Genomic DNA, 11,680 nt, shown 5'->3' on the forward strand with positions numbered 1-11,680 from the left:
ACATGCTGACCGACAGTGAGCGCCAACAGGCGATCGATGCCATCCGCGAGGCTCATCGCACCAAGAAGCAGGCCACGCAGCCGTCGGTGATGTTCCCGCACATCACCATCGATGACGCCTACTCGATCTCGTCCGCCCTGGCCGATGACAAGGTCAAGCAGGGCTCCACCATCGTCGGTCACAAGATCGGTCTGACGTCGAAAGCGATGCAGGCGTCCTCGCAGATCGATGAGCCGGACTACGGCTACATCTTCTCCGACCAGGTGATGAGCGATGGTGCCAAGGTTCGCTTTGAGGACTTCTGCGTGCCGCGCGTCGAGCCCGAGCTGACCTTCATTCTCGACAAGCCGCTGAAGGGCCCCGGGATCGGTCTGGTCGACGTGCTGCGGGCCACCGAGTATGTGGTGCCCTCCATCGAGATCATCGATGCACGCGTCCAGAACCCGCGCAAGATCTTCGACACCGTGTCCGACAACGGCGCGGGTGCCGGCATCGTGCTGGGTGGCCGCCCGGTCAAGGTCGACGAGGTTGATCTGCGCTGGGTGGGCGCGATTTTCTATCGCAATTCCGAGATCGAGGAGACGGGCATCGCCGCCGGCGTGCTCGGTCATCCGGCGATGGCGGTGGCGTGGCTGGCCAACAAGCTCGCCCCGTTCGACGTGACGCTCGAGCCCGGTCATCTGATGCTTTCCGGTTCGTTCACCCGGCCCGTCTGGGCTGAGAAGGGCGACACCCTCCACGCTGATTTCGGCCCGCTGGGGGCCGTCGCGGTCCAGTTCGTCTGAGGCCGGTTTCCCGAAAAAAAAGGCGCCCGGCGATGAGCCGGGCGCTTCAAGGGGGGAGGTTGGATCGAAAAATGCGTGCGACGTTCGGTCAGCGACGCGTTCGGATGGGACGGTAGGCTCCCTCCCGCCAGTTGCGAGCCATGGCTCGCGGCGCGAGATACCAGCCGACAAGTGGCGAGAGCGCAAAGCTGACCGCCACGACGACCGGCAACGCCACCATCGCGTTGGCGGCGAGCGGCGGCACCGACAGCACCACGATGGCGCCGAACCCGAAGATCACCGCGTTCGCCATGAGCCCGATCAGAATGGCAATTTGGGTCTTCGCCTGCATCGTGTCCTGTCTCGGCCGCAATGGTCGTCTGGGGGAGGAACGCCTGGTCTTGAACTGGGTTCCCGACAGGGATGGGAGCCACGGGCAGCAACCGGCTTGATGGATATTAGTAATCCCTAATATATAGGTAGAACCGGTCCGGCGCGGGCGTTGCCCGCCCGACCCCGCGCATTCGCACACGATTGGAGGCGGTCCTTGTCCGACAAACTCAACGAACGCGTCGTTCGCCATTCCCCTTCACAGGGTGCCGGTAGCCCCGATGTCTGGGGCGTCTACGAGCCGGACACCGGCTCGGTCCAGTACGTTGTGGCGGATCCGGCCACGAAGAAGGCGGCACTGATCGACGTGGTCTGGAACTTCTCGCCGAAATCCTATGCCACCGACACCGTCAGCATGGACCAGGTGATGGACCTGGTGGCGCGGGAAGGGCTGAGCGTGGAATGGGTCCTCGATACCCATCCCCATGCCGATCACTGGATAGCGTCGGCCCATCTGAAGGAGCGTACCGGCGCGCCAAACGCCATCGGCGAGCGTGTACGCACCATCGCCGGGCTCTGGTCGGAAATCTATCACGTGGAGGGCGCGTTCGATGCCGACCGTGACTTCGACCGGCTGTTCGCGGATGGCGACACCTTCACTATCGGAGAGTTGGACGTCCGGGTGATGCTGTCCACCGGGCACACGCTCGGCTCCATCACCTATGTGGTCGGCGATGCGGCCTTCGTGCACGACACGCTGATGTATCCCGACTCCGGCACCTCGCGCTGCGACTTCCCAGGCGGATCAGCGGCGGAACTCTGGGATTCAATCCAGGCGATCCTGTCGCTGCCGGACGAGACGCGCCTGTTCGTCGGCCACGACTACGGCAAGGGCGACCGCGTCGAACCCATGTGGGAATCGACGGTGGCCGAGCACAAGGCGTCAAACGTCCACGTCAAGGACGGCACGGTGCGCGAGGAGTGGATCGCCACCCGCGAGGCGCGCGACGACACGCTGCCCTTGCCCGACCGGATGCTGGCCGCGCTTCAGGTCAACCTGCGCGGTGGCCGCCTGCCGGAGGCGGAGAGCGACGGGCGCGCCTACCTGAAGCTGCCCGTCGACTATTTCGACTAAGGGCCGGACAGGCTCGGGTCAGGCGTCCGCGCCGGCCGGCCCCGTTGCGCCTGCCACTGAGGCGTGGAGATGGGCGACCAGGTCCTCCGGCAGATTCAGCCGGGCGGCCAGCATGGCCAGATAGCCCTTCTCGGCCTGGTTTTGCTCGTCGATGACGAGGAGCGAGGCCGCGTAGAGTTCCGCGGCGATCTCGGGACTGGTCGCGGCCTTGGCCACGGCGTCTACGTCAAGCGGCGCCCGCAGTTCGTCCATGACGAATGCCTTGGCCTCGGCGTCGAGGTCGACCTGATCGAGGAAGCCGAAGATCCGCTGCTGTTCATCGGCATCGATGTGCCCGTCGGCCTTGGCCGCGGCGATCATCGCGCGCAGCAGGGCAAGGCTCAGTTCGCTCTGGGCTTCGGGCGTGGCGCCACCCTCGAACCCGGTGTTCTGGGGCGGCGGAAGTGTGCCGGCGGCGGCCTCCGCCTGGGTCTGGCCGGCGCTCTTGCCGGACTGCCAGTCGGAATAGGCCTTGTAGGCAAGCCCGCCCACGGCCGCCAGGGCGCCGTACTTGACCAGGCTGCCCGCCATCTTGCGGCTTTTCTTGTTGGTGAGGAGCAGGGTGACGAGGCCGCCGGCCGCGGCACCGCCGAAAGCACCGGAATTCAACACGCGCCCGAGCATGTCGCCGCCAGGCACTCCCTCCAGCGATGGGGAACCCTGCCGGGCGGGCGTCTGGCCACCGTGGCCTGACTGCGGAAGCTGGTTCGAGCCGGCCATGCCCTGAAGGCCGCCTGCTCCGAGAAACTGGTCCAGCAGCTTGCGCGTGTCGAACATCGATCCACCTCTACCCGTCTGCTCTTTGCTCACGAGCCATATGGGTGGAGAGACGCGGTTGCCCAAGTCTTATTCGGCTTCCGGAGCCTGATCTGTCGACGGATGCGTCAGGTCAGCAAGCGCCGCTCCCGGGCCCAGGCGTCGATGGTGGCGATGCACTCGGCGAGAAGGTCCGGCTGGCCGAGATAATAATGCGTTGCACCAGAAATCTCGTGGTACCGGACGTCAGGCGTGGCAAGCGCGGCACGGATGGCCGGGTTGTGGGTCGCGGGAACGGCATCGTCCGCACCGTTGACGATCTGCAAGACCGGGGTGCGCCGGATCCTGGCGGCGTTCATCGGCCCCTTCGCGTTGGACAGGTCCAGGCTCCACTGGCTGAGCCAGGAACGCAGGGTGGAGAAGCGCGCCAGCCCGACGGGCCCCACGTTCACCGTGCGGGGGTCTCCCATGTAACACCAGCCGGGTTTGCGGCCGTTCGGATCGATCGACGGATCCAGCCAGCGCACGTCGCACATGGTGCGATGGGTGACGAAGCCGCGCTCGATTTCCGGTCCGTCGCGACTGGAGAGCTCTGCGAGCATCTCCTGGCACCACGCGGTGATGCGGCGGTTGCGGGCGCGCTGCGCCTCGCGGAACGCCGCCACGAAGCCGGCGTCGAAGGGAGGGGTGTGCGGGCAATCCGGGCTGTAGATGTCGACGGCGGGGTCGCGGGCGTCAGGGTTGGTTTCGTCGAGGACCGACGGGTCGAGCCATTCCGTCAGCGTTTCCGCGCGGCTGAGATGCGCGGCGATGAAGATCACGGCATCTGCCGGGCTCAAGCCGGCTGCCACCAGGTCAACCGGGTCGCCGGCTGGCGTCCGGGTGATGGTCGGGGCTTCCGCCTGGGCCTGGTAGAAGAGCGACAGCGAGCCGCCGCCCGACCAGCCGACCAGCACCACCTTCCTATAGCCCAGGGTGTCCCGCGCGTGGCGCACCCACTGGCCAAGGTCGATTGCGACCTTTTCCATGATAAGCGCCACGTCGTTCTTTGCGTAGCGGCTCGCCGCGCACAGCACGTGAAACCCGGCATCGGCCAGCGCCATGGGCATCGGCAGAAGCTGCAGGGTCGAGGTCGGGTGCATGAAGAGGAAGACCGTTTCGCTCTCCCCCTCGCCTGCGAGGAGTTGGCCCTCCAGGTTCACGCGGCCGGAATTGCCTGCGAAGCCGTAGACCTCGGTCGCTCTCGCGCCGTCGGGAAAGGAGACGATCTGCGGCTGCCGCCGCCACAGCGCCGCGCGGGCGGCCCCGGTCATGACTCTTCGGGATCCGGCTTCGGGATAAAGCGTTCGGCGGAAGCGGCTGAATTGGCCGTGGCCGCGTATTCGCGAAGCGTGGCGAACCCGGCATCCGGTGCCATGGTGAGGAACCGCTTCACCGTCGCAAGTACCGTGGCGCTGTTCTGCGCCAGGGCTTCCCGATAGACGCCGATGCGGCCCTCCAGTTCGCCGGCCGGGCAGGCTTCCGAGGCAAGGCCGATGGCGACTGCCCCGGCCGCGTCGACGGTTTCACGCCCGAGGATCATCCGGGCGAGCCCGGCCCGGCTGACCCGGTCGGCAAGCGCCGTGCCGACCAGCAGCGGCGGGATGTCCCGGTTCATCTCCGGAATCCGGAAGTCGGCCGTGGCATCGGCAAGAATGACGTCGCCAAGCCCGGCGAGCGCGCAGCCGACGCCGTGCGCCCGGCCGCGCACGGCAACGATGACGGGGAGCGGCGTCCGCCGGAGCGTCTCGTAGAAGGAGAGCACCGGATCGGCGACGCGGGCGCGCAGCCCCTCCGGCGTCATGGTTGCGCCGGGCTTAGGCATCGGCGACACGCGCCCGGCACAGAAATCGTCGCCCGCGCCGGTGAGGAGCACGAAGCGGGCACTCGCCGGTGGTGCGGCGAAGGCAGCCGCCAGGGCATCGGTCATGGCGTGGGTAAGGATATTGCCCTCGTCCGGCCGGTCGAGGGTGACCTCGAAGCAGCCGTCATCGGCCAGCCGCGTTGCGATGCTGCCGTCGTCGCTCATCGGGCGTCCTTCCTCGCTTCGTGAATGGCGGTCCAGACCCGGCCCGGAGTTGCCGGCATGTCCATGTGTTCGATGCCGAACGGGGCAAGCGCATCCAAGAGAGCGTTCATGACCGTCGCGAGAGCCGGGGTAATGCCGCTTTCGCCACCGCCCTTTACCCGCAGAAGGTTACCTTGGGTCGGGTCTTCGACAAGATCGACGTCGAAGCTCGGCATGTCGCCGGCGCGGACCATGGCGTAGTCCATGAAGCTGCCGGTCTGGATCTGGCCGGAGCTGGCCTCGGTGGTCATCGCCTCGCCCAACGCCTGGCCGACGCCCTGGACGATGCCGCCATGCACCTGGCCGTGCAGGATCAGCGGATTGATCGGCTGGCCGACGTCGTCGATGGACGTGTAGCGGGTGATCGCGATCTGCCCCGTGTCCGGATCCACCTCCAGCTCGCAGACGGCCGCGCCGGTGGGAAAGGCGGGGATGCGGCCGCGGAAGCTCGCCGTGGCGGTCAGGGAACCGCGATGCGCTTCGGGCAGGCCGTCGCCCTGCATCAGTCCGGCCACGTCGTAGAGGCTGAAGGTCCGGTTCGTGGCGCCCGAGCCGAACAGTCCGTCAGCGTAGGTGATGGCGTCCACCGCGATCCCGAGATGCGCGGCGAGTGCGGCGCGGGCGGACGCCACGATCTTGGTCGAGGCTTCGACCATCAGCGCGCCGCCGAGGCGCATCGAGCGATCTGAGTGCGAGCCGCCGCCGGAGACCACACGGCGGGTGTCGCCGGACACCAGGTCGACCTCGTCCGGCGTCACGCCGAGCCGGTCGGCCATGACCTGGGCGAAGCTCGTCTCGTGTCCCTGACCGCTGGACTGGGTGCCGGTGACCACCTCGATGCGCCCGGCCGGGTCGACGGTCACGTCGATGCGCTCGTGCGGGATGCCGACCGGGCTCTCGACATAGTTAGCCAGCGAAATGCCGGCAAGTTTGCCACGCGCTTCAGCGGCCTTCCGTCGCTTATCGAAACCGTCCCAGTCGGCGAAGTCCAGAACCCGCTGCATGTTCCCCGCGAAATCGCCGCTGTCGTAGGTCAGCCCCATTGGCGAGGTGAACGGCAGCGCATCGTGCGGGACGAGATTGCGGCGTCGGATCTCGCGCCGGTCGAGGCCGAGCCTGCGGGCGGCGATGTCGAGCATCCGCTCGATCGTGTAGGTGGCCTCGGGCCGTCCGGCGCCGCGATAGGGCGCGGTGGGTACGGTGTTGGTCATGGCGCCGAGAATGTGCACCGAGGCAGCCGGGATGGCGTAGGCGTTGGTCATCACTCGGTAGGAGTTGGCCATGGGCACGAACGACACCGTGTAGGCGCCGACATTGCCGAACATCTCGCAGGCGTAGCCGAGAATGCGGCCGTCCGCGTCGAGCCCCATTCGGGCGCGGTAGACAATGTCGCGGCCCTGGTAATCGGTGAGGAAGGCTTCCGAGCGCGTCGAGGTCCAGCGGACCGGCCGCCCGAGGCGCTTCGCCGCCACCGCGAGGATCGGCTGCTCCGGAGAGACGTTGGTGCGCGCACCGAACGCGCCGCCGGTATCCGGGCATGTGACGTCGATGGCGTCGCGGTCGATACCGAGCGCCTCGGCCATGGTGTCACGCTGGCGCACGGCGCCCTGGCTGCCGGCGATCATGTGGTATCGGCCGGTTTCCGGATCATACTCGACGATGACCGAGCGCGGCTCCATCTGCGCGTTGGCGGTACGCTGGTTCACGAATCGCTGTTCGATGACGCACGGGGCGGCCGCGATGGCGGCCTCCGCCGCCTCCGGCTCCCCGAAGACGGCCTCCACCGCCCGGTTCCCCGGAATATCCGGATCGACCTGCGGCGCACCATCGGCCAGCGCTTCCTCGGCGGTGATGACGAAGCCGGTCTCCTCGTAGTCCACCAGCACGGCTTCCGCGGCATCGTTGGCGAGGTTCGCCGTTTCGGCGACGACCATGGCAACCGGCTCGCCGACATAGCGGACCGCCTCAAGCGGCATGGGCAGGCGGTCGATATCGATGGAGGTGTTGCGCGCGTAACCGGCGAAGGCGCGGATGGTGTGGTCGCAATTGTCGGCCGGATCGGCGATATGGCGCAGCGGCTGTCCACCGGCCTCGACATAATCCTGTCCGGTTATGACGGCCAGGACGCCAGGCATATCCAGGGCCGGGCCGACGTCGATGCCAACGATGCGCGCGGCTGCATACGGCGAGCGGACGAAGGCGGCGGCCGCTTCGCGCTCGAGGCGGAAATCGTCGGTGTAACGTCCCTTGCCGACCACCAGCCGGAGGTCCTCGAACCGGGGCAGGGCGCGGCCGATGAAGGGAGTTCTCGACTCTCCTTCCGCGCTGTTCTCGCGCTTCATGTCAGGCGTCGATCCTCTCAGGCGTCAGCATCCAGTGACTGGCGTTGTCGCCCTTCCGGCTGCGTCGCATGGCGTGTTCGGTGAAGAGAAGGACCCGTGCGGAGGCCTCCGGACGCGGCGCCTGATCGCCGGGCGTTTGCATCCCGGGGGGAAAACGGCGCAGATCGGCATGAGACCCGACGGAGCGTTCTCCTGCTGGACCGGCGTATGGCATGGTTCCTCCCCGGGATTCGCCCCGGCCATTCACTTTTATAAAATTGAATTGTAGGATGATAAAACAGGATGGCCGAGTCAAGAACTCCCGAAGGTGGCGAAATGGCTGACGAGGATGCTGCAGCCCCCCGGAAAGATGCGCGCCGCGGGATCCAGTCCGTCGAGATCGGATTTCAGCTGGTCAATGCTCTCGCGGCCGCGCGGGGCAAGCTTCCGCTGAAGACGCTGGCCGACCGCGCCGGCATGAGCCCGAGCAAGGCACACCTTTATCTCGTCAGCTTCCAGCGGCTCGGAATCGTCGCCCAGGATCCCGTTACGTCGCGCTATGGGCTGGGTCCGGCCGCGCTGCATCTCGGCATTTCGGCCATCGATCAGCTCGACGTGCTGGACGTGGCGCGCGATCACATGCCGCGCATCCTGGAGCAGACCGAAGCCTCCGCCAGCCTCTCTGTCTGGGGCAACCGGGGGCCGACGATCGTTTTCCGGCTCGATAGCGAGCTTCCGGTGCCGCTGTCCGTGCGGGTCGGGTACGTGCAGCCTCTGATGACCACCGGCACGGGGCGCATGTTCATGGCGCACCTGCAGGAGCGGGAGTGGAGCGACCTGGCGGAGGCCGAGGCGCGCTCGCGTCCCGATCTCCTGGAACAGACCCGCGGGCAGCTGGCCCATATTCGCGAGGCCGGCATCGCCATCACCCAGAACATGACCCATTCGGGCTTCTTCGGCGCGGCCGGTCCGATCTTCGACAGCGACAACACGATCTGCGCGGTGGTCACCGCGCTCGGTCTCAGCCAGGCGACCGATCTCAGCGAGACCGGACGAGTGGCGACGGTTGTCCGGGAGACCGCGGGCCTGATCAGTCGTGACCTCGGCGCCCGCACCGGCTGATCCGCACGGCCGATTGCGGGACCGACCGGCGTTGCCGGCCTGTGACCCGACCGTGTCAGGCCTTGGCCAGCAGGGCGGCCTTCTTAGACGTCCACGCCTTCAGGCCGGCATGAGCCTCCTCGGCCATGGCCTTCAGCTCGCCGGGTTCGTCGACCCGGGCGGTGATTTCCAGGCGGAGCCCGTTCGGGTCGAAGAAGTAGATGGAATGGATGAAGCCGTGGTCGACGATATCGGTGGTCTCCACCCCGGCTTCGTTGAGGCGCGCCTTGTAGACGAGCACATCGTCTACCGTGTCCACCTCCACCGCGAAATGCATGACCCAGTCGGGCGTGTTGGGCGACGGCAGCGGCATCTCGTTTCGGCCGAGATCGAAGAAGGCGAAGTACGACCCGTCTCCCATCTCGAAGAAGAAGTGCGAGTAGGGGCCGTATTCTCCGGTGCTCGGCACCCGGTCGGCCTGCATGCAGGCGACCAGCGGCAGGCCGAGGATGTCCTCGTAGAAGTGGCGTGTCTCCTCGCCGTCACGGCAGGGGAAGGAATAATGGTAGAGGCCCTTGATGGTGGGCAGGGCCGGCTTGGTCGTCATGTGGTTGCTCCCTCTGGATCGTTGCGTGCTGATCGGGCGCCGTCAGCGCGATCCGGTCACGGAGCGCAGCCACGGACAGTCCGGCGCCCGCTTGCCGTCGCGGGCCAGCGCCAGCCGCATGTCCCGGAAGGCGTCGCGCTGCTCGTCGGTCAGGTAGAGGCGCTCGTGGCCCCAGAAGCTCGGACCGCAATCGGTCTCGTGCGGTTCCCAGGCGTCCATGTCGATCAGCCGCCCGCCGTGACCCGACTCGATGAAGAAGCCGGACGGCGTATGGGTGTAGTAGGACGTCATGTAGTCGTTGGTGTGCCGGCCGAGTGTCTGGGAAATCCGCCCCTCCTCGAGCTGGGCGAGGTCGTAACCCTGGCCCACGTCGTCGAGCGAGCAATATTCCAGCATCAGGTGATGCAGGCCGCGCACGTCGGTTCCGACCATGGCGAACGAATGGTGTCGCTCGTTCACGTGAAAGAAGAACAGCGGGATCGGTGACAGCGCGTAGTCGGAGACGCGAAAGCCGAGAATGTCGCGGTAGAAGGGGACCAGCGCCTCGACGTTCGGCGTCTTGAGGACGGCGTGGCCCATCCCGAACGGGCCCGTCTTGAACCCCGAGATCGCACGGCCGGGAACGAAGGGATCGTCCGTGATCTCCGGCTCGCAGAAAAATTCCAGCCGGTTGCCCTCGGGGTCGTGGCACCAGATCATCCGACCCACGAAGCGCTGCCCGCACACCGCTCTCGGCGCGGCATGCACGGCGATACCGGCGTCATCCAGCCGGGCCGCAACACGCTCCAGTGCATCCGGCGAGGGGACTTCCCAGCCGATGAAGGCGATGTCGTCGGACACCTCTGTACTGACGACCAGGCGCTGCTTTCGGTCGTCCATCCGGAACGCGGTCTGAACGCGCGAGCCGTCGACGCGCTGAAGGCCGATCAGGCCGGTGGCGTAGTCGGTCCACTCGGCAAGCCGATCGGTGCCGACGGCGACGTAGCCCAGCGAGCTGATGTCCAGTGGTGCACGGTCCGCCAAGTCACAACCTCCGCAAGCGTCTTGTTTAGCATGTTCGTCGAAAATTGTATATTGCTGAAAGTGCCTTACAGCCTTTCACGGTTGTCCGGGCACGCGCGCGCCGATCGCAGGATCGCTTATATGGCGTTTGACAGTGCTGAATATAATTCTTAAATATTGAACAAAACAACCGGTGCTGCAATGGACCGGACAGGCCGCGACCGCGGTCGGCCAACGGGAGGACGACTTGAAGCCGCATGTGGTGATCGCAGGAGGCGGGATCGGTGGCCTGACGGCTGCTCTTGCCTTGCTGCAGAAGGGCTTTGACGTCGACGTTTACGAGCAGGCGCCGGAGCTTGCCGAGCTCGGTGCCGGCATCCAGATGGCGGCGAACGGCACACGCTTGATGATCGAGCTCGGCCTTGAGGAGCGGCTGCGCGACGTGGTCTGCGAGGCCGCCGGCAAGGAAGTCAGGATCTGGAACACGGGGCAGACCTGGAAGCTTTTCGATCTCGGCCAGGACTCCATCGAGCGCTTCGGAGCGCCCTACTGGCTTGTACACCGCGGCCAGCTTCACACGGTGCTGATCGAGGCGGTCCGCGCGCTGAAGCCCGATGCGATCCATCTCGGAGCCACTGCCGAGGGTTACGAGCAGGATGCCAGCGGCGCGACGCTCAAGCTGGCCGGCGGAGGCTCGGTGCGCGGCGATGTCCTGATCGGCGCCGACGGCGTTCACTCCACGTTGCGCAATCGCATGTTCGCCAGTCCGAAGGCCACCTTCACCGGCCTGATGGCCTGGCGGGGCCTGGCGCCGATGGCCAGCCTCTCCGAAGAGCTGCGGCGGCCGGTTGGCACCAACTGGGTCGGCCCGGGCGGCCACGTCATCACCTACCCGATCTGCAACGGCGCGTATCTGAACCTCGTCGGCCTGGTGGAGAATGTCGACTGGACCGACGAAAGTTGGTCCACGGTCGGCTCGGTGGAGGAGTGTCTTGCCGATTTCCAGGGCTGGCATCCGCTGGTGCTGGAAACCATCGCCAATCTCGACCAGCCCTATCGCTGGGCTTTGGTCGGGCGCGATCCGCTGCCCAACTGGACCATCGACCGGGTGACGCTTTTGGGTGACGCGTGTCACCCCACGCTGCCCTTCCTTGCCCAGGGCGCGATCATGGCGATCGAGGACGGGGTCGTTCTGGCGCGGTGCCTGGAGGCGACCCCGGACGATCCGGCAGGGGCGCTCCAGACCTACCAGTCCATGCGGATCGAGCGCACAACAGCCATCGTCAATGGTTCGACCGCCAATCTCGACCGCTTTCACAACGCGGCGCTGGCCGATCCGGTGGGCGCGGTCGACTATGTCGAGCGGGAATGGCAGCCGGATAAGGTGCGAAGCCGCTACGACTGGCTGTTCGAATATGACGCGATGCGGGTGCCGCTCGTGCCGGCCTTCGCCTGACGCGACGTCGCTGCTGCGTTTCGGGGGGAGCCTTCCCCGGACACCTGACCACCGGTGCGAAA

The 11,680-nt window shown here is 66.6% G+C and carries 11 protein-coding genes; 4 read left to right on the forward strand and 7 right to left on the reverse strand.

Annotated features, from left to right (window positions below):
• Positions 1-2 precede the first annotated feature (2 nt).
• Positions 3-785: a 2-oxo-hept-4-ene-1,7-dioate hydratase gene (gene hpaH / locus C507_RS0117680; RefSeq protein WP_018701057.1), complete on the forward strand. Its 783-nt coding sequence runs from the start codon at positions 3-5 to the stop codon at positions 783-785.
• 88 nt (positions 786-873) lie between these two features.
• On the opposite strand, the gene C507_RS0117685 is transcribed toward hpaH, so the two are convergent.
• Positions 874-1,116 (reverse strand): hypothetical protein, encoded by a 243-nt coding sequence (locus tag C507_RS0117685; RefSeq protein ID WP_018701058.1) that lies wholly within the window; start codon positions 1,114-1,116, stop codon positions 874-876.
• A gap of 195 nt (positions 1,117-1,311) precedes the next feature.
• Here C507_RS0117685 and C507_RS0117690 point away from each other — a divergent pair, with 195 nt between their 5' ends.
• On the forward strand, positions 1,312-2,229 hold the full coding sequence (locus tag C507_RS0117690) for an MBL fold metallo-hydrolase (protein WP_018701059.1): 918 nt from the start codon (positions 1,312-1,314) through the stop codon (positions 2,227-2,229).
• An 18-nt stretch (positions 2,230-2,247) separates the two neighbouring features.
• Here the strand turns inward: C507_RS0117690 and C507_RS21905 are convergent, their stop codons facing one another.
• From C507_RS21905 to C507_RS0117710, 4 genes are all read right to left on the reverse strand, one after another.
• Positions 2,248-3,045: a tellurite resistance TerB family protein gene (locus tag C507_RS21905; protein WP_018701060.1), complete on the reverse strand. Its 798-nt coding sequence runs from the start codon at positions 3,043-3,045 to the stop codon at positions 2,248-2,250.
• Positions 3,046-3,152: 107 nt separating this feature from the next.
• Entirely contained in the window at positions 3,153-4,337 is a 1,185-nt protein-coding gene (locus tag C507_RS0117700; protein ID WP_018701061.1) for an alpha/beta hydrolase family protein, read from the reverse strand.
• Complete coding sequence (locus tag C507_RS0117705; RefSeq protein ID WP_018701062.1) at positions 4,334-5,092, reverse strand: enoyl-CoA hydratase/isomerase family protein; 759 nt, start codon at positions 5,090-5,092, stop codon at positions 4,334-4,336. The genes C507_RS0117700 and C507_RS0117705 overlap by 4 nt, the downstream gene beginning before the upstream one ends.
• Positions 5,089-7,473, reverse strand: coding sequence for a xanthine dehydrogenase family protein molybdopterin-binding subunit (locus C507_RS0117710; protein ID WP_018701063.1), 2,385 nt, complete (start codon positions 7,471-7,473; stop codon positions 5,089-5,091). Before C507_RS0117710 ends, C507_RS0117705 begins: the two co-directional genes overlap by 4 nt.
• Positions 7,474-7,788: 315 nt before the next feature.
• Between C507_RS0117710 and C507_RS0117720 the strand changes: the two genes are divergently transcribed.
• Entirely contained in the window at positions 7,789-8,574 is a 786-nt protein-coding gene (locus C507_RS0117720; RefSeq protein WP_018701065.1) for an IclR family transcriptional regulator, read from the forward strand.
• A gap of 55 nt (positions 8,575-8,629) precedes the next feature.
• Here the strand turns inward: C507_RS0117720 and C507_RS0117725 are convergent, their stop codons facing one another.
• Positions 8,630-9,160 (reverse strand): VOC family protein, encoded by a 531-nt coding sequence (locus C507_RS0117725; RefSeq protein ID WP_018701066.1) that lies wholly within the window; start codon positions 9,158-9,160, stop codon positions 8,630-8,632.
• Positions 9,161-9,202: 42 nt separating this feature from the next.
• Positions 9,203-10,165 (reverse strand): VOC family protein, encoded by a 963-nt coding sequence (locus C507_RS0117730; protein WP_026319217.1) that lies wholly within the window; start codon positions 10,163-10,165, stop codon positions 9,203-9,205.
• 244 nt (positions 10,166-10,409) lie between these two features.
• Between C507_RS0117730 and C507_RS0117735 the strand changes: the two genes are divergently transcribed.
• The gene (locus C507_RS0117735) at positions 10,410-11,618 is read left to right on the forward strand and encodes an FAD-dependent monooxygenase (protein WP_051089807.1); all 1,209 of its coding nucleotides are present in this window, start codon (positions 10,410-10,412) and stop codon (positions 11,616-11,618) included.
• Positions 11,619-11,680: the final 62 nt, after the last annotated feature.

The organism is Amorphus coralli DSM 19760, from assembly GCF_000374525.1.
GTDB lineage: Bacteria > Pseudomonadota > Alphaproteobacteria > Rhizobiales > Amorphaceae > Amorphus > Amorphus coralli.

Coding starts and splice junctions, on each gene's coding strand:
- hpaH (WP_018701057.1), top strand. CDS start 3: ATGCTGACCGACAGTGAGCGCCAACAGGCGATCGATGCCATCCGCGAG.
- C507_RS0117725 (WP_018701066.1), bottom strand. CDS start 9,160: ATGACGACCAAGCCGGCCCTGCCCACCATCAAGGGCCTCTACCATTAT.
- C507_RS21905 (WP_018701060.1), bottom strand. CDS start 3,045: ATGTTCGACACGCGCAAGCTGCTGGACCAGTTTCTCGGAGCAGGCGGC.
- C507_RS0117710 (WP_018701063.1), bottom strand. CDS start 7,473: ATGAAGCGCGAGAACAGCGCGGAAGGAGAGTCGAGAACTCCCTTCATC.
- C507_RS0117720 (WP_018701065.1), top strand. CDS start 7,789: ATGGCTGACGAGGATGCTGCAGCCCCCCGGAAAGATGCGCGCCGCGGG.
- C507_RS0117700 (WP_018701061.1), bottom strand. CDS start 4,337: ATGACCGGGGCCGCCCGCGCGGCGCTGTGGCGGCGGCAGCCGCAGATC.
- C507_RS0117685 (WP_018701058.1), bottom strand. CDS start 1,116: ATGCAGGCGAAGACCCAAATTGCCATTCTGATCGGGCTCATGGCGAAC.
- C507_RS0117705 (WP_018701062.1), bottom strand. CDS start 5,092: ATGAGCGACGACGGCAGCATCGCAACGCGGCTGGCCGATGACGGCTGC.